The organism is Micromonospora sp. NPDC023814 (assembly GCF_040639595.1).
Classification (GTDB): Bacteria; Actinomycetota; Actinomycetes; order Mycobacteriales; family Micromonosporaceae; genus Micromonospora.
Map to the genome: position 1 here is coordinate 1 of NZ_JBFAAF010000089.1, position 25,033 is coordinate 25,033.

Consider the following 25,033-nt stretch of genomic DNA (forward strand, 5'->3'; position numbering starts at 1 on the left):
GCTCCGTACCGATGTAGTTGTGGTTGAGCATCCGGGCCTCTTCCTGGGCCAGGACGACAACCCGTCGCGCTCGGTCGGTGAACCGCTCGAACATGCCCTCGTGCTCCTCACGTGCCGTGCGCACTCGATCTTGATGGTCAAGAAGTCGTGGCGGGGCCGGTGCGCGGACGTCCGGGACGGGCGTCCGTGCCTACTTACTCTATCGCCGCAGACCGACTCCGCTGAGGTCGTGTGTCCCCGCCGGAGGCCGCGTACGCGTCGTTTTACCCAACCGTCCGCGCTCAGGGGGTGTTCCGCGACCCCCGCCTGTACGCGCAGAGCGAAATTCGGCCACCGCCCGGACCGCGTCCGCAGGACCGGTGCCGGCGCCGACACGGCCTGCGAACCCGGGCCGCCGGGGAGTCATCCACAGGCTGTGGACAAATTCTCCACCGGCTGTGGACAACCTCCGTCGGGGCGGAATTCTTCCCGGTCCGGGCGCACGTGGGCGGATACGGCGACGCCGGCCCGGAGTCGTGCTCCGGCCCGGCGTCTGTCGCCCGTCGGCGGTCGGGTCAGTGACCGGCCTTGGAGTGGTACTCGTCGACGATCTCCTGCGGGATCCTGCCCCGGTCGGAGATGTCCTTGCCGGCCTTCTTGGCCCAGGCCCGGATCGCCTTGTTCTGCTCCCGGTCGGCGGTGGCGCCGCCCCGGCCGCGCGCGGCCCGGCCGCCCACGACGACACCGCCCCGGCCCACCTTGGTGCCGTGGGCGATGTAGGGAGCGAATACGTCACGCAATTTCTCGGCGTTCGAGCTCGACAGGTCGATCTCGTACTGAACGCCGTCGAGCGCGAACTTGACGGTCTCGTCAGCGTCCCCGCCGTCCAGGTCATCAACCAGCTTATGAATGATCTGCTTGGCCACGTCCCACATTCCTTTCGAGCAGGGTGCTCCTGCAAACTTGAGAGCACAATAACCCGTGCGACGCTTGTCGCGTCAATAGGATGCGGTAACGACCCGGTGCGAGTACGCGACTACTCCGGCCGCACCAGGGGGAAGAGGATGGTTTCCCGAATTCCCAGGCCCGTCAGCGCCATCAAGAGCCGGTCGATTCCCATTCCCATACCCCCGGCCGGCGGCATTCCGTACTCCATCGCCCGGAGAAAGTCCTCGTCCAGCCGCATCGCCTCGTCGTCGCCGCGGGCCGCGAGCTGCGCCTGGGCCAGCAGCCGCTCCCGCTGCACCACCGGGTCCACCAGCTCCGAGTACGCCGTCCCCAGCTCGAAACCGAGCACGTAGAGGTCCCACTTCTCGGCCAGCCCCGGCTCGCTGCGGTGCGCCCGGGTGAGCGGGCTGGTCTCCTCCGGGTAGTCGCGGACGAAGGTGGGTGCCTGGAGGCCGGGGACGACCAGTTCCTCGAACAGCTCCTCGGCCAGCTTGCCCGACCCCCACTTCGGGTCGACCGCCAATCCGACCTTGTCGGCGTACTCGACGAGGCGGGCGTGCTCGGTGCGTACCGTGACCTCCTCGCCGAGCGCCTCGGAAAGCACCCCGAAGAGGGTCACCGAGCGCCACTCGCCGCCCAGATCGAACTCCCGGCCGTCGGCGTGGGTCACCACGGTCGAGCCGGCGACCGCGATCGCCGCCTGCTGCACGAGATTGCGGGTCAGCTCCGCCATCGTGTCGTAGTCGCCGTACGCCTGGTATGCCTCGAGCATCGCGAACTCGGGGGAGTGCGAGGAGTCGATGCCCTCATTACGGAAGTTGCGGTTGATCTCGAAGACCCGGTCGACGCCGCCGACGACGGCCCGCTTGAGAAACAGTTCCGGCGCGATTCGCAGATACAGATCGGTGCTCAGCGCATTGCTGTGGGTCACGAATGGCCGGGCCGCCGCGCCGCCGTGCAGCAACTGCAGCATCGGGGTCTCCACCTCGACGAAGTCCCGGTCGTGCAGCGAGTCGCGCAGGCTGCGGACGGTCGCGGCCCGGGTGCGCACCATCTGGCGCGCCTGCGGCCGGACGATCAGGTCGACGTAGCGCTGCCGGACCCGCGCCTCCTCGCTCAGCGGCTTGTGCGCCACCGGCAGCGGGCGCAGCGCCTTCGCCGTGACCGCCCACTCGTCGGCCAGCACGGACAGCTCGCCCCGGCGGCTGGTGATCACCTCGCCGGTCACCCCGACGTGGTCGCCGAGGTCGACGAGGCGCTTCCAGTCGTCCAGCCGCTCGGCGCCGACCCGGTCCAGGGAGAGCATCGCCTGCAACTCGGTGCCGTCGCCGTCCCTGAGGGTGGCGAAGCAGAGCTTGCCGGTGTTGCGTACGAAGATCACCCGGCCGGTGACCGAGGCGCGGTCGCCGGTGGCGGTGTCGGTGGGCAGCTCGGCGTACTTCTCGCGGATCTCGGCCAGCGTGCTGGTCCGGGGGAATCCGACCGGGTACGGCTCGACGCCCTCGGCGAGCATCCGGTCCCGCTTCTCCCGGCGGACCTTCATCTGCTCGGGAAGGTCGTCGGCGGGATCGACTGGCACGGGAGTCTGCTCGGTCACGGCACGCTTCCTCAGAAGGAGATTTCGGGCGGGGTCAGGCCCCGAGCGTACTCAAGGCGCCAGGGAGGCGTTACGGGATAACCTGCCCGCCATGACCGACCCCACTCACGCCCTGTCGTTCGGTGCGGCGGCGGGCGAATACGACCGGTTCCGGCCCCGCTATCCGGAGGAGGCGGTGCGCTGGGCGCTCGACGGGCTGGACGCGCCCGCCCGCGTCGTAGACCTGGGCGCCGGGACCGGCATCCTCACCCGCGGGGTGCTCGCCCTCGGACACGCGGTGGTACCCGTCGAGCCGGACCCCGGGATGCGGGCCCGCCTGGACGCCGTCACCCCGGGCACCACGGCCGTGGCGGGCAGCGCCGAGTCGGTGCCGCTGCCGGACGGCGCGGCCGACGCGGTGCTGGCGGGGCAGGCGTACCACTGGTTCGACCGGGAGCGGGCGCACGCCGAGATCGCCCGGCTGCTCCGGCCCGGTGGCGTCCTCGCGCCGATCTGGAACCTGCGGGACGAGCGGACCGGCTGGGTGGCGGAGCTGACGAAGATCGCCCGGATGGGCGGCAGCGCCGCCGACCTGGCCAGCCGGGTCGGCGACTTCGGGCCGGCGTTCGCGCCGGCCGAGCAGGCCGTTTTCGCGCACCGCACCACGCTCACCCCGGACGAGCTGGTCGGGATGGTCCGGACCCGCTCGTACTACCTGACGGCCGACCCGGAACGGCGGCGGGACCTCGACCGGGAACTGCGCGACCTGCTGGACACCCACCCCGAGCTGGCCGGGCGGGAGCGCTTCGACCTGCCGTACCGCACGCTCGTCTGCCGCGCCCGGCGGCGCTGAGGCCGGCGGCGGCGCCCGGCCACGGCGGCGGCCCGGGACCGGGGCCGGCGGGGTCAGACGTTGCGCTCGTAGACCATCCGCAGGCCGATCAGAGTGATCATCGGCTCGTGGTGGGTGATCGTGCGGCACTCGTTGATCACCAGGCCGGCGAGCCCGCCGGTGGCGATGACTGCCCGCACCTCGCCCAGCTCCTCGGTCATCCGCTCGACGATCCGGTCGACCTGGCCGGCGAAGCCGAAGTAGAGGCCGGACTGGAGGCACTCGACCGTGTTCTTGCCGATCACCGAACGGGGCCGGGTGGCCTCCACCTTGCGTAGCTGGGCGGCTCGGGCGGCGAGCGCGTCGAAGGAGATCTCGATGCCCGGCGCGAAGGCGCCGCCGAGGAACTCGCCCCGGTCGCTGATCACGTCGAAGTTGGTGGTGGTGCCGAAGTCCACCACGATCGACGGCCCGCCGTAGAGGGTGTACGCGGCCAGGGTGTTCACCACCCGGTCGGCGCCCACCTCCTTCGGGTTGTCGATGGCGAGCTGCACACCGGTGCGCACCCCGGGCTCGACGATCACGCTCGGCAGGTCAGCGTAGTAGCGGGACAGCATGGTGCGCAGCGAGCGCAGCGCGGCCGGCACGGTGGAGCAGGCCGCCACCCCGGTGATCTCGACCGCGTCCCCGGCGAGCAGGCCCCGGAACTTCAGGCCCAGCTCGTCCGCCGTCGACCGCGCATCGGTCTTGATCCGCCAGGAGTGCACCAGCTTGTCGCCGTCGAAGGTCGCCAGCACGGTGTTGGTGTTTCCGATGTCGATGCAGAGCAGCACGCACGAAGCCTAGACAACGACCGGCCGCCGGTTCACTCGGTGCGCAGGTCCATGGCGATGTCGAGGATCGGCGAGGAGTGGGTCAGCGCGCCCACCGACAGGAAGTCGACGCCGGTCGCCGCGTACCGCGCCGCGACGTCGAGGGTCAGCCCGCCGGTCGCCTCCAGCTCCGCCCGGTCCCCCACGGCGGCGACCACCTCGGTGAGCATCTCCGGGGTCATGTTGTCCAGCAGCAGGAAGTCCGCCCCGGCCTCGACGGCCTCCACCGCCTCGGCGACCGTGTCGACCTCGACCTGCACCGGCACGTCCGGGAAGGTCTCCCGGACCCGGCGGAAGGCAGCCGTGATCCCGCCCGCCGCCAGCTTGTGGTTGTCCTTGATCATCGCGACGTCGTGCAGGCCCATCCGCTTGTTCGTGCCGCCCCCGGCGCGGACCGCGTACTTCTCCAGGGCGCGCAGGCCGGGGGTGGTCTTGCGGGTGTCGAGCACCATCGCCTTGGTGCCGGCCAGCGCGTCCGCCCAGGCCCGCGTGTGGGTGGCCACCCCGGACATCCGGCAGAGCAGGTTGAGCGCCGTCCGCTCGGCGGTCAGCAGCAGCCGGGTCGGGCCGGTCACCGTGGCCAGCACGTCGCCGCGGGCCACCCGCGCGCCGTCGTGGGCCACCACCGACACCTCGACCGTACGGCCGGCGCCGGTCACCTCGCCGACCAGCTCGAAGACGGCCGCCGCCACGGCCAGCCCGGCCACCACGCCGTCGGCGCGGGCCACCAGGTCGGCCGTGTCGGTCTGCCCGGCCGGGATGGTGGCGACGCTCGTGACGTCCAGGAAGTCGGGCCCCAGGTCCTCGGCGAGCGCGTTCCCGATCACCCGCCGCACCTGCGCCGGGTCCAGGCCGGCGTCCCGCAACGCCCGCTCCGTCGACTCCGTCATCGAATCCCCTCCCACTGAGACGTCATCCGGCCCTGCGCCCCGACCGCGCCGACGAGGTGGCCGAGCCACCGCTCGTCGGCCGTCGGGAAGTCCTCCCGCCAGTGGCAGCCCCGGGTCTCCCGGCGTGCGTACGCGGCGGCGACCAGCGCCGACGCCACGGTGATCAGGTTCGTCGCCTCCCAGTCGGCCGTCCGGGGCCGGCCCCGGCCCTCGCCGAGCCCGGTCAGCGCGTCGGCGGTCCCCGCGAGGGTCTGCGCCGAGCGGAGCACGCCCGCGCCCCGGGTCATCGCCCGTTGCACGGTCGGCGTCGCCTCGGCCGGCACCACCCAGCCCTCGCCGCCGACCCAGGCGCCGGTCGACGCCGGTTGGGCCTGCTCCGGCAGCCCGACGGCGACGTCCTCGGCGATCCGCCGGGAGAACACCAGCCCCTCCAGCAGGGAGTTGCTGGCCAGCCGGTTCGCGCCGTGCACGCCCGTGCACGCGACCTCGCCGCAGGCGTACAGGCCGGGGATGGAGGTGCGGCCGCGCAGGTCGGTGCGGACGCCGCCGGAGGCGTAGTGGGCGGCCGGGGCGACCGGGATCAGGTCGGTCGCCGGGTCGACCCCGATGGCCAGGCAGGACGCGACGATGGTCGGGAAGCGCCGGGCCAGGAAGTCGCCGCCCAGGTGCCGGGCGTCGAGGAAGACGTGGTCCGCGCCGGTGGCCAGCAGCACCCGGTGGATGCCCTTGGCCACCACGTCCCGGGGCGCCAGCTCGGCCAGCTCGTGCTGCCCGACCATGAACCGCTTGCCGTCGCCGTCGACCAGGTGGGCGCCCTCGCCGCGCAGGGCCTCGGAGACGAGCGGCTGCTGGGCGTGCCCGGCGCCCGGCACGCCCGCACCGGCCGGGGTGATCAGCGCGGTCGGGTGGAACTGGACGAACTCCACGTCGGTCACCGCCGCGCCGGCGCGCATCGCCAGCGCCACCCCGTCCCCGGTCGAGACGGCCGGGTTGGTGGTGGCCGCGTAGATCTGGCCCATTCCGCCGGTGGCCAGGACGACCGCCCGGGCCAGGATGGCCCCCACCCCGTCCTCGCTGCCCTCGCCGAGCACGTGCAGGGTGATGCCGCAGGCCGCGCCGAGCCCGCCCGGGCCGTCGCCGGGCGCGCGCAGCAGGTCCAGCACCAGGGCGTGCTCGACCAGCCGGATCCACGGGTCGCGGCGGCCGGCGGCGTGCAGGGCCCGCTGGACCTCGGCCCCGGTGGCGTCGCCGCCGGCGTGCACGATCCGGTCCGCCCGGTGCCCGCCCTCGCGGGTGAGCATCAACGAGCCGTCCGGGTTGCGGTCGAACTCCGCCCCGATCCGCATCAGCTCGCGCAGCCGGGTCGGGCCCTCCTCGACCAGCACCCGCACCGCCGCCGGGTCGCACAGCCCGACGCCGGCGATCTCCGTGTCCGAGGCGTGCGCGGCCGGGGTGTCGTGCGGGTCGAGCACGGCGGCGATGCCGCCCTGCGCCCAGCGGGTCGAACCCTCGTCGATGTTGACCTTCGTGACCACGGTGACGTGCAGGCCCGCCTCCCGCAGGTGCAGCGCGGCGGTGAGTCCCGCCACCCCGGAGCCGACCACGATCACGTCGGTGGTCTCCACCCAGCCGGGCGCGGGGGCGGCCAGCAGTCGGGGCAGCGCCGGCAGGTCCACGGTCGGAAGGTCCATGCCCACAGTCAACCCGAAGGGCCCTCGCGGGGGGCGGCGGGGGCGGGACGAGTGGTTTGGACCATCGCGTCCGGCGGCCGGGTGGGGGCCTACCTCGTCCGGACCGGCAGGGCGGCCGGGCCCGCGCCCCTCAGGGAGCCGGTCACCGTACGGTCGTCGAGCCACAGGTAGCAGCGGACGCCGCGGTCGCCGACGCGCCAGCGCCCCGCCCCCGGCGGTCGCACCACCACCCCGCTGCGGAAGCGCAGGTCCGCGTCGTCGGGCACCCCCACGTAGCGGCCCAGCACGGAGCGGCAGCCGGCGTAGAGCGGGGCCCAGTCGGCGGCCCGGGTCGGGTACGGGCGGTCCGGCGCCCGCCACACCCCGACGAACTCGGCGTCGTGCCGGGTGACGCAGTCGACGGGGAGCAGCGTCCGCACCGCCCCTCCGCCGGCCCGGGTCTGCTGGCAGGCCAGCCGCAGCGGCGACGGCCCGCGCAGCGCGTCCCGCAGGCTGCCGGAGCGGGTGACCACCGTGGCGGCGGCCTCGACGGTGCTCACCTCGGTCAGGTCGCACCGGTACCAGCGGGAGCCGGCCGCCCAGCCGGGCCCGGACGGCAGGGCCACCGCCAGCCGGAGCCGCCCGGCTCGCCAGTCGTCGCCGACGTGCCCGGTGGCGCGGGCGTCGCAGTCGGCGAACGCGCCCCGCAGCTCGGCCGAGCCGCCCGACGGCGGGGTGGCCCGCTCGGCCGGAAAGGCGCCCACGTGCACGGTCTCGACCCGGTGCGGCGCGGCGCAGTCCACCGGCGCGTACGCCGCCAGGGTCACCACGTCGGTGAAGTCGGCGGCCTGGCAGACGCCGGCGGCCGGGGTGAACGGGCCGGGCGCGGGCAGGGCCGCCCAGTCGTCGGCCAGGTCACCGTCCAGCCCGGCGGAGCCGGCGCAGCCGACCAGGAGGACTGCCGCGCTCACGGCGGCGAGCAGGGTGGTCATCGAACGGCGCATCGCGGCCTCCCCCAGCCACCGCGTCTCTCCGACGGGCACCCAGACTACCCACCGCCACCTCTCGGCGACAGACCGCGCTCGCGTCCCCTCCGCACACCCCGTACGCCGCGATCTTGCAGTTATCGCCCGGACAAATGGGGCTTATGGCGACAAAAGCCGGGCCGAAAGTGCAAGATCGCGGGGAAATGCGGGAGGGGGAGGGGCGGGTCAGACGGCGGCGTAGGGGTTGGGGACGGGGGCGCCGGCGGTGCCGGGGGCGGCGGTGGTGGGGTCGGTGTTCAGCTCGACGATCCGGTTGTCGGCGTCGACGTGCACGACCCTCGGCCGGTAGGCCCGGGACTCGGCGTCGTCCATCTGCCCGTACGAGATGAGGATGACCAGGTCACCCGGGTGCACCAGGTGGGCGGCGGCACCGTTGATGCCGATCACGCCGCTGCCCCGCTCGCCCGGGATCACGTACGTCTCCAGCCGGGCCCCGTTGGTGATGTCCACGATCGCCACCTGCTCGCCGGGGATCAGGTCGGCGGCGTCGAGCAGGTCCTCGTCGACGGTCACCGAGCCGACGTAGTGCAGGTCGGCCTGGGTCACCGTGGCCCGGTGGATCTTCGACTTGAGCATGGTGCGCAGCATCGGGATGCCTTTCGCGGAAACGTGGTGCGGGTCGGGTTCAGGAACGGGGGGCGAGCCGGATCGCCGCATTGTCGATCAGCCGGGTGCCGCCGACCCAGGCGGCGACGAGCAGCCGCGCCGGACCGGACACCGGCCCCGGCTCCAGGTCCGGGTCGGTGAGCACCAGGTAGTCGAGCCGCGCGCCGGGCGTACCGGCGCCGAAGGCGGCGTGCGCGGCGGCGAGCACGGCCCCCGCGTCACCGCCCGCGTCGGCGGCCTCGGCACCGGCCCGCAGCGCCGCCGACAGGCTCAACGCGGTCTCCCGCTCGGCCGGGGACAGGTAGCGGTTGCGGCTGGACAGGGCGAGCCCGTCGGGCTCCCGCACGGTGGGCACGCCGACCACCTCGACCGGCACGTCGAGATCCCGGGCCATCCGCCGCACCAGGGTGAGCTGCTGGTAGTCCTTCTCGCCGAAGAACGCCAGGTCGGGGCGGGTGAGCTGGAGCAGCTTCAGCACCACCGTCAGCACCCCGTGGAAGAACCCGGGGCGGCTCTGCCCCTCCAGGTCCTCGCCGAGCGGACCCGGGTTGACCCGGACGCGGGGCTGGCCGTCCGGGTACATGTCCGCCACCGATGGGGCGAACACCACGTCGGCACCCGCCCGCCGGCAGATCTCCAGGTCGGCGTCGAGGGTGCGCGGGTAACGGTCGAAGTCCTCGTTCGGCCCGAACTGGAGCGGGTTGACGAAGATCGTGACGAGCACGTGGTCGGCCCGCTCCCGGGCCGCCCGCAGCAGCGTCTCGTGCCCGGAGTGCAGGGCGCCCATGGTCATCACGACGCCGACAGTGCCCTTGAGCCCGTCCCGCGCCGCGGCCAGCTCGGCGCGGGTGTGCACCAACTCCGTCACGCGGTCCCCTCCGTCCACCGTCGGCCCGTTCACGCGGCCACCTCCCGCCGGGTCCCGGCCAGCACGCCGAGCAGCGACTCCGCGTCGACCGGGCGGAGCCGGCCGGCGGCGATGGCCCGGTCGGCCGTACGCCGGGCCAGGGCCAGGTAGGGCGCGACCGACTCGGGTGCGGTGGCGGCGAGCCGGGCCAGGTGCCGCTCGACCGTGCCGGCGTCGCCCCGGGACACTGGCCCGGTCAGCGCGTCGTCGCCGAGGCGCAGCGCGTTCTCCAGGGCGGCCCGCAGCAGCGGGGCGAGCACCTTCTCCGGCTGGGCCACCCCGGCGTCGCGCAGCCGGTCGGCCGCCTCGTTGACCAGGGTCACCAGGTGGTTGGCACCGTGCGCCAGCGCCGCGTGGTAGAGCGGCCGGTCGGCCTCGCCGACCCACTCCGGCACCCCACCGAGGTCGGCGACCAGCCGGGCGGCCAGGGGGCGCAGCTCCGCCGGGGCCGTCACGCCGTACGAGATGCCGGCCAGCCGGGCGAGGTCGTCCGGCGTACCGGTGAAGGTCATGGCGGGGTGCAGGGCGAGCGGCCGGGCGCCCGCCGCGGCGGCCGGGGCGAGCACGGCCAGCCCGTGCGCGCCGGAGACGTGCGCCACGACCTGGCCGGGACGCAGCGCGCCGCTGTCGGCCAGGTCGGTGACGACCCCGGCGAGCGCGTCGTCCGGCACGGCGAGCAGCAGCAGGTCGGTGGCCGCGCGGGCCACCGCGGCGGCGGAGCGGCGGGGCACCCGGGGCAGCAGCAGCGCCAGCCGGGCCCGCGAGGCGCCGGAGCCGCCGGAGGCGGCGGCCACCCGGTGGCCGGCGGCGACGAGCGCGGCGCCCAGCGCCGCGCCGACCCGGCCGGCGCCGACGACGCCGACGGTGAGCGTGCGCGGGAAGGAGAGCGGGGCGCCGGATGTGGCGCCGCCCGACGGTACGGCGGCCGTACGCGGGGTGGCCGCCTGCGGGCGCAGCGGTGCGCTCATGGCAACGATCCAGTCCTCGAAGGGGGTACCGGTCGATCGCAAGTATGCGCCGCCGTGACGGAGCCGAAACAGGGTCTGTGAAAACCTTCACCGGGCGGTGCGCGGGGGCGTTCCCGGCGGCGCGGGCGGCCGGCTGCGGCTACAGTGCCGCCTGTGACGGAGCGGGTCGTGGTGGACGAAATCGGGATCCGGACGGAGGACGCCCGGCACAGCTTCGGCTGGCCCTGGTCGGAGATCCAACACGTCTCGGTCGCCGCGTTGCCCCCCGAGGAGCACCGGTTCCGGTACTTCGAGGTCACCCACGTGTCGGGCGAGTTCATGGAGGTCGGCGAGACGGTCGACGGGTTCCGGGAGGCGGTGGGCGTCATCTCCGCCCGCGCCGGGCGGGCGGCCCCCGACCTCGACGCGCTCCGACCGTCCGACCCCATACTGGAGATCTGGTCGTCCACGCGGGACGAGGGATGAACTGATGCCGGTCCGCTGGCGGGACGCCATGGACCGGGCGCTCTACGGGCCGGGCGGGTTCTTCGTCTCCGGCTCCGGCCCGGCCGACCACTTCCGCACCAGCGTCCACGCGTCGCCCGCCTTCGCCGCCGCGCTGCTGCGGCTCGTCGAGCAGGTCGACGCCGCCCTCGACCACCCCCCCGTCCTCTCCGTCGTCGACGTGGGAGCCGGCCGGGGCGAGCTGCTGCGCGCACTCTCCGCCGCGTTGGGGGTTGCCGGGGAGCCCGCCCGCTCCGGGCGGTCAGGCTTGATCCCTCCGCGGGCGGGCTCCCCGGCAACCCCGACTCCCTCGGCCGCCCCCCGGCCCTCGCCCTCGTCCGGCCCGCCGTCCGCCGGTCCCGCCCCGTCCGCGCCGGTTGCGCTCGCCCGTCGGGTACGCCTCACCGCCGTCGAACTTGCCCCGCGCCCCGAGGGCCTGCCCGGACAGATCGCCTGGAGGAGCGACATCCCTGAGGGCATCACCGGGGTGCTCGTGGCAACCGAGTGGCTGGACAACGTCCCCTTGGACGTTGCCGTCCCCGCCGACGACGGATGGCGCTACCTCCTGGTTGACCCCACCTCCGGTGCGGAGGCCCTGGGTGATCCGGTCAGCCCGGACGACGCCGCCTGGCTGACCACGTGGTGGCCGCTGCCGGCGGAAGATGCCCCGGGCTTCCTGCCTCGGACCGTGGCGGACGGGGTCGGCTCGACCGGGTCGGGGTTCCGGGCGGCCCGACCCGCGGAGGGATCAAGCCTGACCGCCCGGAGCGGGTCGGGCCGCCCGGAACCCCCCACCGGGGTGCGAGCCGAGATCGGCCGGACGCGCGACGAGGCCTGGGCGGACGCCGTGCGCCACGTCGACCGGGGGCTGGCGTTGGCCGTGGACTACGGACACCTGCGAGGCGGCCGGCCCGTGGACGGGACGTTGACCGGGTACCGGGCTGGGCGGCAGGTGCCGCCGGTGCCCGACGGGACCCGCGACGTCACCGCACACGTCGCCGTCGACTCCGTCGCCTCCGCCGGTGGGCGGGTCGCCCGGTGCGCGTACGACCTGGTGTCGCAGCGGGAGGCGCTGCGGGCGCTCGGGGCCGACGGCGGGCGACCGGCGCTGAGCCTGGCCGCCAGCGACCCGGTCGGGTACGTGCGGGCGCTCGCCGCCGCCTCGGCGATGGCGGAGCTGACCGACCCGGCCGGGCTGGGCGGGCACTGGTGGCTGCGGCAACCGGTCGGCGTCGACCCCGAGCGGTTCATGGCACGATGACGGGCATGACCACGGACGCCGGCGACCTCCGCGAGCTGACTGTCGGCACCGGGGCCGGCCTGGTGGCGGGCACCGGCGGGGAGCAGCTCGGCACCGACATGGTGCTCAACATCGGGCCGCAGCACCCCTCCACCCACGGCGTGCTCCGGCTGAGGCTGGTGCTCGACGGCGAGCGCGTGGTGGCCTGCGAGCCGATCGTCGGCTACATGCACCGGGGCGCGGAGAAGCTCTTCGAGGTCCGCGACTACCGGCAGATCATCGTGCTGGCCAACCGGCACGACTGGCTCTCGGCCTTCTCCAACGAGCTGGGCGTGGTGCTCGCCGTGGAGCGGCTGATGGGCATGGAGGTGCCGGAACGGGCCACCTGGCTGCGGATGGCCCTCGCGGAGCTGAACCGGGTGCTCAACCACCTGATGTTCCTCGGCTCCTACCCGCTGGAGATCGGCGCGATCACGCCGATGTTCTACGCGTTCCGCGAGCGGGAGACGATCCAGGCCGTGATGGAGGAGGTCTCCGGCGGCCGGATCCACTACATGTTCAACCGGGTGGGCGGCCTCAAGGAGGAGGTGCCGTCCGGCTGGACCGGCCGGGCGCGGGCCGCCATCGCGGAGGTCCGCGGACGCATGCCGGACCTGGACAACCTGATCCGGCGCAACGAGATCTTCCTGGCCCGCACGGTCGGCGTCGGCGTGCTCACGGCGGCGGACGCCGCCGCGTTCGGCGCGTCCGGGCCGGTCGCCCGGGCCTCCGGCCTCGACCTCGACCTGCGCCGCGACGAGCCCTACCTGGCCTACGACCAGTTGGACGTGCCGGTGGTGACGAAGACCGCCGGGGACTGCCACGCCCGCTTCGAGGTGCTGCTCGACCAGGTGTACGCCTCGCTCGACCTCGCCGAGCAGTGCCTGGACCGGGTGGACCGGCTCACCGGGCCGGTCAACACCCGGCTGCCGAAGGTGCTCAAGGCGCCCGAGGGACACACCTACGCGTGGACCGAGAACCCGCTCGGCATCAACGGCTACTACCTGGTCTCCCGGGGCGAGAAGACGCCGTGGCGGCTCAAGCTGCGCACCGCGTCGTACGCGAACGTGCAGGCGCTGGCCACCCTGCTCCCCGGCTGCCTGGTGTCGGACCTGATCGCCATCCTCGGCTCGATGTTCTTCGTGGTCGGCGACATCGACAAGTGACCCGCGCGGCCCCGGTCGCCGGTCAGCGCCAGCGGTCGGCCGAACGCGAGCCGCCCGCGCGGGGGGCGTCGTCCTGCGGCGGGTAGCCGTAGCGCTCCTCCGGCCGCCGGCCGTACCGCTCCGGCTCGGGCTCCGGCTGGCGGGCGCGGTGCGCCTCGGGCTGGTGCCCGCGCTGGCGGGGCGGGCGCCACTCCTCGGGCACCGGCACCCCGCCGGCCGGCAGCGCCGGCGCGTCCCCCGGCTCCGCCCAGCCGCCCCGCCATCCGTCGTCCGCCCGGTCCCGGCGCGGCTCGTCCCGGCGGACCGTCGCCCAGCGGTCCGCGACCCGGTACTCGGTGCCGGTGGCGTCCGCGTGCACCTCGGCCCGCCGCTCCCCGACCCGCAGTTCCCGGCCCCGGTCGTCGTCCCGCACGGCCGCCCACCGGTCACCGGCGCGCAACTCCGACCAGTACCCACCGTTCTCCGGCCCCGCCTCGTCGGGCTGCTGCGGCCGGCCCCGCCCCGGCTGCTCGGCCGGCGCGGCCCAGGCCGCCGGCCCGCCCGTGCCGTCCCGGCCCCGGTCGTCCCACTGCTGCCCGCGCTCCTGCCGCTGCCCGCGTTCGCCCCGTCGGCCCGGCCACTCGCGGTCGGTCCCCTGCCCGGACCACTCGCCCCCGTCGCGCGACCGCGACCGGTCCTCGTCCCGGGGCGCGCCGGCCGTCGCCCACGACCGGTCGTCGTTCCGCCGGGAACGGTCGTCGTCGCGCCGCGAACGGTCCGCCGGGTCGCCGTGGCCGGCCCGGGACCGGTCGTCCGACTCGCCGGACCACGGCCGCTCCTCCGGCGCCGGAGACCACCGTCCCGCGTACCCGTCGCCGTACCGGGTGCCGGGGTCGCCGGGCACGGACGCGCCACCGTCCACGATGGTGTGCCGGGTGGTGACGTGCACGGTCTCGGTGTGCCGCACCACCCCGAGTGGGCGCGCGGCGGGCTGGCTCTCGGGCTCCGCCGGCCGGGCCGCCCCGTACACCCCGGCCGCTCCGCCGGCGGGTCGGTCCCCGCCGTACACCCCGGCGGACCCGGTGGTGGCGGGCCGATCCCCGCCGTACCCGCCGGTGGGCCGGTCCGCGCCGTACGCCCCGGCCTGGGCCGCCGGCCGCTCGGCGCGCGGGCCCGGCTGGGGCCGGCGGGCGGGCTCCTCGTCGTCCCGGTCGGCGCGTCCCCAGCCGGGCGCCGGATCGTCCTGGCCCGGCGCCCGTCCCCGGCCGGCGAACCCGTCGTCGGCGGATCCCGGGCCCCGGCCGGCATCGGCCTGGTCGTCGATTCCGGCCAGCGCGGCGCTGCTGGCGTCCAGCCGCCGGCGTAGCGCGGCGACCGCCTCCTGGGCCCGCTGGGCCTGGTCGAGCGCCTGGTTGCCGCGCTGGGCGGCCGCCACGATCTCTCCGCGCAGCTCGTGGCGGAGCTGCTCCATCTCGTCCAGCAGTTCCTCGGTGCGGGCCGGGCCGGCGCCGTCGGCGCGCAACGCGATCGACAGGCCGATCAGGACCACGGCCAGGATGGCGAGCACGGCGGCGAACCGCAGCGGACCGTTGCCGTCGGCGACGAGCAGGATCAGCGCCGCCACCGGCGCCAGCGCGACGCCGATCCAGAAGAGCACGGCGAGCAGCGGTGGATTGCGCTTGTCGGCGGGGGCGACCGAAGCTGGCATGGGTCCGCAGCCTACCGAGAGTTCCCCCGCCTGGAAACGGCTGGAGAGGCCCGGCGGGACGGGACGGCGCAGCCGGTCGCCGACGGCGCGGGGCCGCCGGCGACCGGCCGGGGATCAGCTGGCGGCCAGCGCGCCGTCCGAGGAGAAGACCAGGCCCACGCTGGCGGCACCGGTCTTCAGGGCGTTCTTGGTCTGCGGGCCGCCCTGGTCCAGCGAGCTGAACGAGCCGGCCTTGAAGTCGTAGACCTGGACCAGCCCGGCCCCGCACTTCGGCCGCTGCGGGCACTCCGGCGGCCCGGCCAGCACGGTGGCCTGGCCCGAGCACTTGGCCGCCAGGTCCGAGAGCGTGCGGACGCCGTACTTGTCGGCGAAGGTCTTCGTCACGGCGAAGGCGTTCTGGTCCTGGGCGGCGGCGGGCGTGCCGAAGACGAGGCCCACCTTGTCGCCGGCGGCCTTCAGCGCGGCGACGGTCTTCTCCAGCTCGGGCGAGGACACCGGCTGGGCGTCCTTGCCGTTGGCCTTGGTGTTGAGGAACTCGGCCATGGTCGCCGCGTACTCGGGGACCACCTGGATCTCGCCCCGTTCCAGGGCCGGCTCGTAGAGCTCGCGGTTGCCGATCTGCTGCACCTTGGCCTCGTAGCCGGCGGCGGTCAGCGCGATCTTGTAGAGCTCGGCCAGGATCTCGTTCTCCGTGAAGTTGGCCGCGCCGATCACGATCTGACCGCCGGGCCCCTTGGCGATGCCCGTGGTGACGCCGTTGGCCGCGGCGAACTCCTCGGCCGCCTTCTGTGCCGTCTTGCGGTCCACGTCGACGGCCTTGTTGAGCTGGATCAGCTTCGGCGTGTCGAGCGCCGCCGAGACCTTGTCCAGCGCCGCGAGCAGCTGCGGGTTGGCCGCCTTGGCGTTGACCGCCGGGATGACGTTGTCGGTGTTCTGGAGCTTCTTGTCGTCGTCGAGGACGACGAGCTGGTCACCGGCGACCGGGGCGCAGCCGGCCCCGGAGGCCGCCTGCTCCGGGGCGTCCGTGCCGGAGGAGCCGGCGTCGCCGCATCCGGTCAGCAGCCCCGCCGCGGCGAGGGTTCCCACCGCACCGACCGCCAGTCGTGTACGTGCGCGCATCAGTGCCCGCCTTCCGTGTCCCGGCGCGACCCGTCCGGGCCGGCCGCGTGTCCGACGGGCGATCCCTGTCCGGCCGCCCGCTGTGTCCGCCAGGCGGCCCCTTCCGGCCGCCCGCGATTTTCCACCCAACATCTTCCACACGCGTCCGACAACCCGAGGAAAGCTTTGTCACCGGATCGTCACCCGTCGACGGCAACCCGGCAGCGGGCGTCGGTGAGCGGCAGCGGGCGTCGGCGTGCGTCGGCGGGCACTCCCGAATGTGGCGTCCCGCCCGGGGCGGACCGGAGCTCAGCCGCCGGCCAGCGCGTCCGCCGCGCGGCGGCGGGCCCGGCGGCGGGTGGCCCGCAGCGGGCGGGGGGTGACCAGCCGCTCGACCAGGGCCAGCACCAGCTCGACCAGGACGGCGAGCCCGGCCACCAGCACGCCGCCGGCGAGGATCTGGCCGCCGCCGGCGGCGATGTCCAGCCCGAACCCGGCGCGGATGATCTGCCCGAGACCGCCGCCGTTGACGAAGGAGGCCAGCGCGGCGGTCGCCACCACCTGCACCGCCGCCGTGCGGAATCCGGCCGCCAGGTAGGGCACCGCCAGCGGCAGCTCGACCCGGCGCAGCAACTGCCACCCGGAGAAGCCCATGCCGCGCGCCGCGTCCCGGGCCTCCGGATCGACCTGCCGCACCCCCGTGTACGCGTTGGCCAGCAGCGGCGGCACCGCGAAGACGGCCAGCGCGACCACCACCGACGGCTGGCCGAAGCCGAGGAAGGTCAGCGGCAGGATGGTGAGCAGGGCCAGCGTCGGCACGGCGAGCGTGACGTTCGACACCAGCACCACCAGGCCCCCGCCCCGACCCGTGTGCCCGAGCCAGAGCCCGATCGGCCAGGCGATCAGGCAGCCCAGCGCCACCGCCGCCGCCGACATCGACAGGTGCTCGCCGAGCCGCTCCAGGATCCCGCCCGGATTGGTCCAGTTCAGCGGGTCGTTGAGCCAGACCAGCGCCGCCTCGACGGGGTTCATCGGGCCCGCCCTCCGTTCGCGACCGCGGGACCGCGCCGCGCGGCGTTCCGAGCGCTCACGCCGCCCTGCTCCGCAGCCAGGGGGACAGCAGCCGGCCCACGCCGGCCAGGATCAGATCGAGCACCAGGGCGAGCAGGACGCAGAGCAGCGTCCCCGTCATGATCTGCGCCTTGTAGAAGTTGTTCTGGAAGCCGGCGAAGATCAGCTGCCCGAGGCCGCCCCGCCCGATCACCACGCCCACGGTCACCAGGGCCACCGTGGAGACCGTGGCCAGCCGCAGGCCGGTGAGGATGCCCGGCAGGGCCAGCGGCAGCTCGACCCGGAACAGCCGGCCCCAGCGGCCGTACCCCATCCCCTCGGCCGCCTCACGCACCTCGGGAGGCACCTGGTTGAGCCCGGCGAGGGCGTTGCGGACGATCACCAGCAGCGCGTAGAGGACCACCACGCTCAGCGCCGTCACCGCCCCGATGCCCAGGTAGGGCGCGATGAACGCGAACAGCGCCAGCGACGGCACCGTGTAGAGCACCCCGGTGACAGCCAGCACCGGCCCGGCCAGCGAGCGGAACCAGTACGCGGCCACGGCCAGCGGCACGGCGACCAGGGCGGCGATCAGCACCGCGCGCACCGTCAGCGAGGCGTGCTCCCGCACGGCGGCGAGGATCGTGTCAGAGTTGTCCCGCACGTACTGCCAGGAGAACCACGGGTTACCCGGGTCGGCCCGGTAGCTCAGGCGGAAGGACATGTGTGGACGTTACCCCGGCAACCACGGATCACGGCGGGCCGCGTGCGGCGTCCATCGCGCTGGAGGGCATCCACAAGCGCTACCCGGACGGCACCGAGGCCGTACGCGAGCTGAGCCTCGACATCGCCGCCGGCGAGCTGGTGGTGCTCATCGGACCGTCGGGCTGCGGCAAGTCGACGGTGCTGCGGATGGTCAACCGGCTGATCGAGCCGACCGGTGGCCGCATCCTGCTCGACGGCGAGGACGTCACCCGGGTGGACCCGGTTCGGCTGCGCCGCCGGATCGGCTACGTGATCCAGAACGTCGGGCTCTTCCCGCACCAGACGGTCAGCGCCAACGTCGCCACCGTGCCCCGGCTGCTCGGCTGGCCCCGCGAGCGCAGCCGCCGCCGGGTCGACGAGCTGCTGGAACTGGTGGGGCTCGACCCGGCGACGTTCGGCCGCCGCTACCCGCACGAGCTCTCCGGCGGCCAGCGGCAGCGGGTCGGGGTGGCGAGGGCCCTCGCCGCCGACCCGGTGGTGCTGCTGATGGACGAGCCGTTCTCGGCCGTCGACCCGATCGCCCGGACCCGGTTGCAGGAGGAGTTCCTGCGGTTGCAGGCCGAGGTGCGCAAGACGATCGTGCTGGTCACCCACGACCTCGACGAGGCGGTCCGGCTGGGCGACCGGATCGCGGTGCTCTCTCAGGGCGGTCGCCTGGAGCAGTACGACACCCCGGCCGCCGTGCTCGGGGCGCCCGCCACGCCCTTCGTCCGCGAGTTCGTCGGCACCGACCGGGGCATCCGCCGGCTGGCGGTCACCCCGCTGACCGGCGCGGCCGTCGAACCGCTGCCGACGACCGGGGTGGCCGAGCTGCCGACGGTGTCGCGGGGCGGCTCGGCGTACGACGCGCTGGGGGCGCTGCTGACCTCGGCCGCGGACCGGGTGGTGGTGACCGACGAGGGGCGGCCGGTGGGCCTGCTCAGCCGGACGCGACTGCTCGAACTGGGCCGGCCCGACCGGTGACCGGCCCGGCCGCCCCGACGCCGGGGGGGGGTCGCGGGCAACGGGGCCGGGTCGGACGACGGGGGGATCGCGGGCCGGCGGGTCAGGCCCGGCCGCCGAGGCTGGCCGTGCCGACGATCCAGCCGGAGAGGAAGCCGTACGTCGCGCCGGTGCCGGCCGACTGGATGGCGGTGAGCAGCGCCGGCTCGGGGCCGAGGAAGGCGGCGAGCAGCGAGGCGAAGCCGCCGGCCAGGACGTAGGCGGCCCAGCCGGAGAAGAACTGGCTCGCCGACCCCTGCACCCGGGCCACCTGCGTGGCGGGCAGCAGGTAGAGGAAGACCACCGCGAGGATCACCAGCAGGACGGCCCGCAGGTTCGCGACGAGCAGGCCGCCGGAGGCATCGCCGCCGTCGAACCGCCAGGCCGGCCAGGCCAGCAGTTGCAGGAACCAGCCGCCGGCGGAGGTCGGGTCGGTGCCGGCGGCCCAGCCGACGTACGCCGGGCTGCCGCAGACCGCGACCAGCAGGAGCGCGGCGAGCGCGCCGGTGCCCGCCGCCGTCCCGTAGCGGCCGCCGGCCCGCGGCGGGTTGGTGAGCGCCATGATCGGATCAGTTCCCGGCGGACCTCGGGGAGCAAACCTGCCGGAGCCCGTCGGCCACCGTCACTTCCGCGGGTGCGTCATCAGGTAGTCGATGAAGGCGGCCCGCAGCAGCGGCGCCGACTCCTCGTAGCCGTGCCCGGTCAGCTCCCGCCACAGCGCCGCGGCCTCGTCGATCGTCGGTCCCACCGAGTTGGGCGCGCCGTCCAGGGCGGCGGCCTCGTCCGCGTTCGGCAGGTGCCGCAGCACCGACCAGAAGAAGCCCACGTCGCGGCGCTCCCGGGCGACCGCGAAGGCCCGCTCCCGCAGTTCCTCAGTGGACAGCGCGTCGAGCTCCTCGAACGACGGGCCGGCGGAGGTCGATGGTGTGTCGGTCATGCCGCCGAGCCTAACCGCCGAGATCACCGCCGGCAGGGTGGACGCGACACCGGCCGGCACCGCCGGCCCGCCCCGCGGCCGGCCAGGGGTGGCCGCTCAGCGGTCGTCGCTCTCCCACCGGCGGGGCCCGCTCTCCCACCGCGGCACGCTCCAGGGGTCCGCCGGGCTCTCGGTGGACTGCGCCGGCAGGGCGGGCGGCCAGTCGCCGACCGGGTCGGGCCGGGGCGCCGCCCAACCCGTGCCGATCCGGCCGTCCCCGACCGGGACCGGTTCCGCCGCCGCGCCGACCGCCGGCCGCCCGTACGCCTCGACCAGGCGGGTGACCAGCAGTCCCACCCCGAGCGCCGCCGCGCCGACCGCCCACCGGCTCACCGTCCAGCCCCGGGCCTGCGCGTACGCGACGAAGACCGCGACCAGGCACACCGCCAGCAGGGTGCCGAACACGCCGCCCCGCCGGCCGTAGGCGCTGGTGCCGGCGAGCAGCGCCATGCCGACCGCCAGCACCGTCCAGTCCAGCCCGGCGTCGGGCGCGACCGGCCCGGTGGCGCGGGTGGCGGTGAGCATGCCGGCGAGGGCGGCCAGCACGGTCGAGCAGACGAGCGCGCCGGAGACGACCACCGCCGCCACCACGCCGCGGCGGCGAGCCGGGTCGACGACGGGGCGGAAGCGGCCGACCAGCCGGCGGACCGCCCGCACCGCCCCTAACAAGCCGCCGAGCACGGCGACGGCCGCGAGCCCGGCGAAGAGGTGCAGCGCGCCGCGCCCCGGGTCGTAGTCACCCTGCGGGAGGACCGGCGCGGAGCGCTGCTCGATGTACACGACGACCCCCGCCGCACCGGCGAGGCTGGCGGCCCAGCCGGGGACGTGCAGCACCACCACGGCCAGCGCCAGGGCGAGCCCGCCCAGCGCGGCGACCGCCAGGGCCGGCCCGGTGGCCGCCGTGACGCCCCGGTCGCCCTGCTCGGCCATGTGCAGCGCGGCGGCGACCGCCACCGGGCCCACCGCCAGGTTCACCGCGGCGGTACGCAGGCTCAGCCCGGCGGCCAGCGCCAGCAGCCCGAGCACGACCGCGTCCAGCAGCAGCGAGCGCAGCCCGGCGCCGCGCAGCGCGTCCGGGTTCTCCCGCCAGAGCAGGAACGTCCCGACGCCCAGCGTGACGAGGAGCAGCAACTCCCAGACGACGTGGACCGCGAACCGGTCCCGGCCGGGTTCCCCGTGCGCGGGGTCGTCGAAGACGTTCTCCAGGACGGCGGCCGGGATGCCGGACGACGGCTCGGTGGACGCGTCGCGCCCCGGTTCGTCGTACCCCATAGCCGCCGCCTCCCACGTGGCCGCTCGTCCAGGTCCGACGCGCGGGCGGGCCGGGGCGGCCGTTGCTCTCCGGTCGCAGGCACGCTACCCGTGCGGGAGGCCGGGCGTAACCCCCGGATCAGCGCGGGCCGGGGCGGTTCTCCCGGTCGCCGGGCTCGCGGTCCTCGTCGTCCTCCTGCTCGGGGACGCGGCAGGAGCGCTCCAGCCAGAGCGCCGCCGCCACCAGGGCCAACCCGGCGAGCAGGCCGGCGCCGGCGACCGGCCGGTCGTCCATCGCGGCGTCCGTGCGCTCCACGAAGAGCCAGCCGGTCAGCCCGGCGTAGAAGCCGGCGAAGATCGCACCGGCCAGCGAGGACGCCTTGGCCAGCACCACGAACCGGGCGACCAGCAGCGGGTTGACCGGATCGCGGCCCGGCCGGCGCTCGATCCGCCCCCGGGTGTTGACCGCGGCGTACCCCTCCAGCACGGCGAGCGCGGCCAGGGTGACCACCGGCAGCCACGGCAGGTCGGGCAGGTAGTCGTAGTAGAGGGTGCTGATCAGCAGCCAGGCCACCGCGGCGGCGCCGAGACCGGCCACCACCAGGGTGGAGATCCGGGTGGGGCCCATCCGGAACCGGTCCGGACCCGTCCCGCCCGGGCGTGGGGATCGCGCCTGCGTCATGCCGGCCGGCTCCACTGGGTCATGCCGTCGACTCTATCGCCAGATCCGGCCGGGGGCGCAGATCCAGGGCGTCGGCAGCGGCCGGGCCGGTGTTGAGCAGGTCCGTCAGCCAGCCGTGCCCGGGCAGCCGCCCGTACGGCTGGATGTCGATCCACGGCCGCAGCACGAACGCCCGCAGGTGCGCCCGGGGGTGCGGCAGGGTCAGCTCCGGGTCGTCGCTGACCACCGGCTCGTCGTCCGCCCAGACGGCGATGACGTCGACGTCCAGGGTGCGCGGCCCGAAGCGGCGCTGCGGGTCGCGGGTCCGGCCCGCGGCGCGCTCCGCCGCCCGGGCCCGCTCCAGCCAATCGCGCGGCGTCGCGGCCGGGTCCTCGGCGAGCAGCACCGCGTTGAGGTACGCGGGCTGGTCCTGGTCCCCCCACGGTGGAGTCTCGTAGACGCCGGAGACCAGGAGCACGTCGTCACCGAACGCCGACACGGCGGAGCGCAGGTGCGCCAGCCGGTCGCCGAGGTTGCTGCCGAGGGAGAGGACGGCCCGGGTCACCGGCCGCGCCGCCGGGTCATGGTGACGGCCACGTCGGTGAAGGCGTGCGGGACGGGCGCCTCCGGCTTGTGCACGGTGACCGTGGCGACCTCGACCCTGGGGTCGGCCAGGCAGACGGTCAGCAACCGGTCGGCGAGCGTCTCGATCAGGTTGACCGGCTCGCCGGTGACGACGGCGACCAGCCGCTCGGCCAGTTCGCCGTAGTGGACGGTGTCGCCCACCTCGTCGGAGCGCGCCGCCGGGGCCAGGTCCATCTCCAGGACGGCGTCGACGACGAAGTCCTGCCCCTGGGCGCGTTCGAAGTCGTACACCCCGTGCCGGCCGTGCGCCCGCAGGCCGGTCAGTTGGATGCGGTCGGTCATCGGTCTCCTCCGTGGTCGGCGGTGCCGCCCGCCCGGCCGGCGCCCGCGTGGGCCGCGCCGGTGGTCGGGGGCGTCAGGCAGGGCGCGCCGGTGGCCCGCCAGACGGCGAGCGCGTCCGCGGTGGCGCGGACGTCGTGCACACGGACGCCCCAGGCGCCGGCCGCCACCGCGAGCAGGCTGGTGGCGACGGTGGCCGCGTCCCGGCCGTCCGTGGGGCGGGGGGCGTCGTCGGGGCCGGCCAGCAGCCGACCCAGGTACGCCTTGCGGCTGGACGCGAAGAGCAGCGGGAAGCCCAGCTCCAGCAGCTCGGGCAGGCGGGCGCTCAGCTCCCAGTTGTGCGCGGCCGTCTTGGCGAAGCCGAGCCCCGGGTCGATCACGATGCGGTCGGCGGCGACACCGGCCCGCAACGCCTCGTCGACGCGCCGGCCCAGCTCGGCGCGGACGTCGGCGACCACGTCGGTGTAGCGGGCCAGCTCGCCCATCTCGCGGGCGTGGCCGCGCCAGTGCATCAGCACCCAGGGGCAGCCGGCGTCCCGGACCACCCGGGCCATGTCGGGGTCGGCGAGGCCGCCGGAGACGTCGTTGACCACCGCCGCGCCGGCGGCGAGGGCCGCCTCGGCGACCCGCGCGCGGGTGGTGTCGATGCTGATCGGCACGCCGGCGGCGGCCAGCTCCCGGACGACCGGCAGCACCCGGGCCGTCTCGGTGTCGGCGTCGACCCGGTCGGAGCCGGGCCGGGTGGACTCCCCGCCCACGTCCACCAGGTGGGCGCCGTCGGCCCGCAACCGCACGCCGTGTCCGACGGCGGCGTCGAGGTCGGCGTACCGTCCGCCGTCGGAGAACGAGTCGGGCGTGACGTTGAGGACGCCCATCACCACCGGGGCCGAGGCCCGTACCAGATCGGTCACGACTAGACGGTACCGGTCGGCCGGAGCACCCCGGGCGGGCCGGGTCGAGGGCAGTGACATGCGCATTCGAACGGGTGTACGATCGGTCGTCCGGGTCGAATCGGGCAGACTCTTCGCGGCTTGTCGCATTGAGGGCCTGCCCGTACGCTTTGGAATTGCCCGGCATCGAGATGGCGAAGCCTGGAGGGAGGGCCGAAGCGGGAAAATCCGCCCAAAGCTCACCACCCTCCGTGGTGGGTAACGAACGCAGGGTCGTCGACGCTGCGGCTAGTGAGCACCGTTCCCGCCAGGCATGCCTACTGCACCACCGCGGCGCCGCCGGCCGCGACTTGGGGAGGTTCCAGTGATCGCCATCGAGCTGATGGAGACGGTGACGTCCGCCGCCGCCCACACGCTCTCCACCCTGGCGTCGACTCCACTCGCCGAGCCCGCGCCCAAAGGCATCGACACCGAGGGTGTCGTCACGTTCTTCGCCAGCAAGATCGCTCCGATCCTGCTGGCCGTGCTGGGCGTCATCTTCATCGGGCGGGCCAGCCGGGGCGAGATCTCCAAGGTGCTGACCAGCTCGGCCATCGCGATCGTCGGGCTCGCCTTCATCGCCGGAGCCGCCACACTCTTCTTCATCGGCGACTACCTGATCGACCTGATCTTCGAATAGGCGCGGGCACGACATGCGGCTGCGCACCGACGACGACATCTACCGGGCTCGCCTGGTCTACCTCGGGCCGCCCGGCTACACCCTTCCGGTCCACCTGCCCTACGCCCAGTACGGGCTGTTCATGCTGCTCGTCCCCCTCTACATGTTCATCCACTGGTTGTTCACGCTGCAGGTCGAGCTCTTCCCGGCCTGGGAGATCGCGCTGGCCATCGTGACCACCTCGTTCATCTTCCGGTACGTCGACCCGGACCGGCCGGCGCGCATGGTGATCCGCACCGCGCTGACCGACTGGCGGCGGACCCGGGAGCCGGCCGCCGAGCAGCGGGACCCCCGCCTGGTCGGCAGCCGGATCAGGATCCGGGAGGAACTGGCATGACCAGGCGTACGCCGATCAGGCAGTCGCACGACGCGGGTGAGGCGGTCGCATGAGTCGCTCTTCCACGCCGGGTTCCCCGGCCGGGCGTCCGATCGCCTCGCACGGTAACCGTGCGCGGTCGTTCGACTACCCGGATGAGCCGGAGCGGGACGAGGTCGCCCTCGACCCGGCCCTCGTGACCGCCCCCGGGCACGGCGGCGTCGGCGTCTTCCAGGCGCCCCGCCCGGTGCAGCGCCGCACGCCACCGGTCGACCCAGGGCCACCGGCCGACAGCGCCGACATAGACTCGCCCTTCCTCGACCTGTTCGGGGGGACGCGCCCCGGCACGCGGCCGGCCACGCCGCCGCTCCAGCCCGCCGTGCGGGTCGGTGAAGCGGTGTGGGGCGTGCCAGGTGGGAGCGTCCTCGCGCAGGGTGGTGTCGATGCGCAGCCGCGCCCAGTCGTCGAGCTCAGGCAGGTCGGCCGGGTCGAAC

Annotated in this window: 27 protein-coding genes and 1 pseudogene; 8 read left to right on the forward strand and 20 right to left on the reverse strand. The window is 74.9% G+C overall.

The window, feature by feature from the left end:
* Positions 1–554 precede the first annotated feature (554 nt).
* The gene (locus AB0G14_RS30815) at positions 555–905 is read right to left on the reverse strand and encodes an Lsr2 family protein (RefSeq protein WP_342672168.1); all 351 of its coding nucleotides are present in this window, start codon (positions 903–905) and stop codon (positions 555–557) included.
* Between the two features lie 110 nt (positions 906–1,015).
* On the reverse strand, positions 1,016–2,524 hold the full coding sequence (lysS, locus tag AB0G14_RS30820) for a lysine--tRNA ligase (RefSeq protein WP_357703441.1): 1,509 nt from the start codon (positions 2,522–2,524) through the stop codon (positions 1,016–1,018).
* A gap of 91 nt (positions 2,525–2,615) precedes the next feature.
* On the opposite strand from lysS, the gene AB0G14_RS30825 reads away from it, so the two are divergent.
* Positions 2,616–3,356, forward strand: a complete 741-nt coding sequence (locus AB0G14_RS30825; RefSeq protein WP_357703444.1) for a class I SAM-dependent methyltransferase — start codon at positions 2,616–2,618, stop codon at positions 3,354–3,356.
* 53 nt (positions 3,357–3,409) lie between these two features.
* Here AB0G14_RS30825 and AB0G14_RS30830 read toward each other — a convergent pair whose 3' ends face one another.
* From AB0G14_RS30830 to AB0G14_RS30860, 7 genes are all read right to left on the reverse strand, one after another.
* Positions 3,410–4,168 carry a type III pantothenate kinase gene (locus tag AB0G14_RS30830; protein WP_357703446.1) on the reverse strand — a complete coding sequence of 253 codons (759 nt, stop codon included), beginning with the start codon at positions 4,166–4,168 and terminating at the stop codon, positions 3,410–3,412.
* 32 nt (positions 4,169–4,200) lie between these two features.
* Positions 4,201–5,097: a carboxylating nicotinate-nucleotide diphosphorylase gene (gene nadC / locus AB0G14_RS30835; protein ID WP_357703448.1), complete on the reverse strand. Its 897-nt coding sequence runs from the start codon at positions 5,095–5,097 to the stop codon at positions 4,201–4,203.
* Positions 5,094–6,788 carry an L-aspartate oxidase gene (locus AB0G14_RS30840; protein WP_357703451.1) on the reverse strand — a complete coding sequence of 565 codons (1,695 nt, stop codon included), beginning with the start codon at positions 6,786–6,788 and terminating at the stop codon, positions 5,094–5,096. The genes nadC and AB0G14_RS30840 overlap by 4 nt, the downstream gene beginning before the upstream one ends.
* 89 nt (positions 6,789–6,877) lie before the next feature.
* Positions 6,878–7,771, reverse strand: coding sequence for a septum formation family protein (locus AB0G14_RS30845; protein ID WP_357703454.1), 894 nt, complete (start codon positions 7,769–7,771; stop codon positions 6,878–6,880).
* Positions 7,772–7,978: 207 nt separating this feature from the next.
* Entirely contained in the window at positions 7,979–8,401 is a 423-nt protein-coding gene (panD, locus tag AB0G14_RS30850) for an aspartate 1-decarboxylase (RefSeq protein ID WP_357456567.1), read from the reverse strand.
* A gap of 37 nt (positions 8,402–8,438) precedes the next feature.
* Positions 8,439–9,287, reverse strand: a complete 849-nt coding sequence (gene panC / locus AB0G14_RS30855) for a pantoate--beta-alanine ligase (RefSeq protein ID WP_357703458.1) — start codon at positions 9,285–9,287, stop codon at positions 8,439–8,441.
* A 29-nt stretch (positions 9,288–9,316) separates the two neighbouring features.
* Positions 9,317–10,294, reverse strand: a complete 978-nt coding sequence (locus AB0G14_RS30860; protein WP_357703461.1) for a Rossmann-like and DUF2520 domain-containing protein — start codon at positions 10,292–10,294, stop codon at positions 9,317–9,319.
* Positions 10,295–10,447: 153 nt separating this feature from the next.
* Here AB0G14_RS30860 and AB0G14_RS30865 point away from each other — a divergent pair, with 153 nt between their 5' ends.
* Genes AB0G14_RS30865 through AB0G14_RS30875 form a run of 3 tightly spaced genes read left to right on the forward strand, consistent with a single transcriptional unit; the run spans position 10,448 to position 13,222 of the window.
* Positions 10,448–10,759, forward strand: a complete 312-nt coding sequence (locus AB0G14_RS30865) for a hypothetical protein (RefSeq protein WP_357703463.1) — start codon at positions 10,448–10,450, stop codon at positions 10,757–10,759.
* Positions 10,760–10,763: 4 nt separating this feature from the next.
* Positions 10,764–12,038 carry an SAM-dependent methyltransferase gene (locus AB0G14_RS30870; protein WP_357703465.1) on the forward strand — a complete coding sequence of 425 codons (1,275 nt, stop codon included), beginning with the start codon at positions 10,764–10,766 and terminating at the stop codon, positions 12,036–12,038.
* Positions 12,035–13,222: an NADH-quinone oxidoreductase subunit D gene (locus AB0G14_RS30875; RefSeq protein ID WP_357703468.1), complete on the forward strand. Its 1,188-nt coding sequence runs from the start codon at positions 12,035–12,037 to the stop codon at positions 13,220–13,222. The genes AB0G14_RS30870 and AB0G14_RS30875 overlap by 4 nt, the downstream gene beginning before the upstream one ends.
* Before the next feature lie 22 nt (positions 13,223–13,244).
* Here AB0G14_RS30875 and AB0G14_RS30880 read toward each other — a convergent pair whose 3' ends face one another.
* The 4 genes from AB0G14_RS30880 to AB0G14_RS30895 form a co-directional block, all read right to left on the reverse strand.
* Entirely contained in the window at positions 13,245–14,909 is a 1,665-nt protein-coding gene (locus AB0G14_RS30880) for a hypothetical protein (RefSeq protein WP_357703470.1), read from the reverse strand.
* Between the two features lie 114 nt (positions 14,910–15,023).
* On the reverse strand, positions 15,024–16,028 hold the full coding sequence (locus AB0G14_RS30885; RefSeq protein WP_357703472.1) for a glycine betaine ABC transporter substrate-binding protein: 1,005 nt from the start codon (positions 16,026–16,028) through the stop codon (positions 15,024–15,026).
* A 288-nt stretch (positions 16,029–16,316) separates the two neighbouring features.
* Positions 16,317–17,039 (reverse strand): ABC transporter permease subunit, encoded by a 723-nt coding sequence (locus AB0G14_RS30890; RefSeq protein ID WP_357703475.1) that lies wholly within the window; start codon positions 17,037–17,039, stop codon positions 16,317–16,319.
* A 55-nt stretch (positions 17,040–17,094) separates the two neighbouring features.
* Positions 17,095–17,781: an ABC transporter permease gene (locus AB0G14_RS30895; RefSeq protein WP_357703478.1), complete on the reverse strand. Its 687-nt coding sequence runs from the start codon at positions 17,779–17,781 to the stop codon at positions 17,095–17,097.
* Between the two features lie 2 nt (positions 17,782–17,783).
* Here AB0G14_RS30895 and AB0G14_RS30900 point away from each other — a divergent pair, with 2 nt between their 5' ends.
* Positions 17,784–18,785 (forward strand): ATP-binding cassette domain-containing protein, encoded by a 1,002-nt coding sequence (locus tag AB0G14_RS30900; RefSeq protein WP_357703480.1) that lies wholly within the window; start codon positions 17,784–17,786, stop codon positions 18,783–18,785.
* An 82-nt stretch (positions 18,786–18,867) separates the two neighbouring features.
* Here AB0G14_RS30900 and AB0G14_RS30905 read toward each other — a convergent pair whose 3' ends face one another.
* From AB0G14_RS30905 to folP, 7 genes are all read right to left on the reverse strand, one after another.
* Positions 18,868–19,365, reverse strand: coding sequence for a hypothetical protein (locus tag AB0G14_RS30905; protein ID WP_357703482.1), 498 nt, complete (start codon positions 19,363–19,365; stop codon positions 18,868–18,870).
* A gap of 60 nt (positions 19,366–19,425) precedes the next feature.
* Positions 19,426–19,740, reverse strand: coding sequence for a hypothetical protein (locus tag AB0G14_RS30910; protein ID WP_357456544.1), 315 nt, complete (start codon positions 19,738–19,740; stop codon positions 19,426–19,428).
* A gap of 96 nt (positions 19,741–19,836) precedes the next feature.
* The gene (locus AB0G14_RS30915; protein WP_357703486.1) at positions 19,837–21,051 is read right to left on the reverse strand and encodes an ABC transporter permease; all 1,215 of its coding nucleotides are present in this window, start codon (positions 21,049–21,051) and stop codon (positions 19,837–19,839) included.
* Between the two features lie 118 nt (positions 21,052–21,169).
* Entirely contained in the window at positions 21,170–21,712 is a 543-nt protein-coding gene (locus AB0G14_RS30920) for a DUF3180 domain-containing protein (RefSeq protein ID WP_357703488.1), read from the reverse strand.
* A gap of 19 nt (positions 21,713–21,731) precedes the next feature.
* Positions 21,732–22,256: a 2-amino-4-hydroxy-6-hydroxymethyldihydropteridine diphosphokinase gene (gene folK / locus AB0G14_RS30925; protein ID WP_357703490.1), complete on the reverse strand. Its 525-nt coding sequence runs from the start codon at positions 22,254–22,256 to the stop codon at positions 21,732–21,734.
* Complete coding sequence (folB, locus tag AB0G14_RS30930) at positions 22,253–22,618, reverse strand: dihydroneopterin aldolase (RefSeq protein WP_357703493.1); 366 nt, start codon at positions 22,616–22,618, stop codon at positions 22,253–22,255. Before folB ends, folK begins: the two co-directional genes overlap by 4 nt.
* Positions 22,615–23,526 (reverse strand): dihydropteroate synthase, encoded by a 912-nt coding sequence (folP, locus tag AB0G14_RS30935; RefSeq protein WP_357703495.1) that lies wholly within the window; start codon positions 23,524–23,526, stop codon positions 22,615–22,617. The genes folB and folP overlap by 4 nt, the downstream gene beginning before the upstream one ends.
* 343 nt (positions 23,527–23,869) lie before the next feature.
* Here folP and AB0G14_RS30940 point away from each other — a divergent pair, with 343 nt between their 5' ends.
* The 3 genes and pseudogenes from AB0G14_RS30940 to AB0G14_RS30950 form a co-directional block, all read left to right on the forward strand.
* Positions 23,870–24,184, forward strand: a complete 315-nt coding sequence (locus tag AB0G14_RS30940; protein WP_091101477.1) for a hypothetical protein — start codon at positions 23,870–23,872, stop codon at positions 24,182–24,184.
* A 13-nt stretch (positions 24,185–24,197) separates the two neighbouring features.
* On the forward strand, positions 24,198–24,560 hold the full coding sequence (locus AB0G14_RS30945; RefSeq protein ID WP_088976442.1) for a hypothetical protein: 363 nt from the start codon (positions 24,198–24,200) through the stop codon (positions 24,558–24,560).
* Between the two features lie 49 nt (positions 24,561–24,609).
* A pseudogene (locus AB0G14_RS30950) lies at positions 24,610–25,033 on the forward strand (hypothetical protein); the annotation flags it as partial.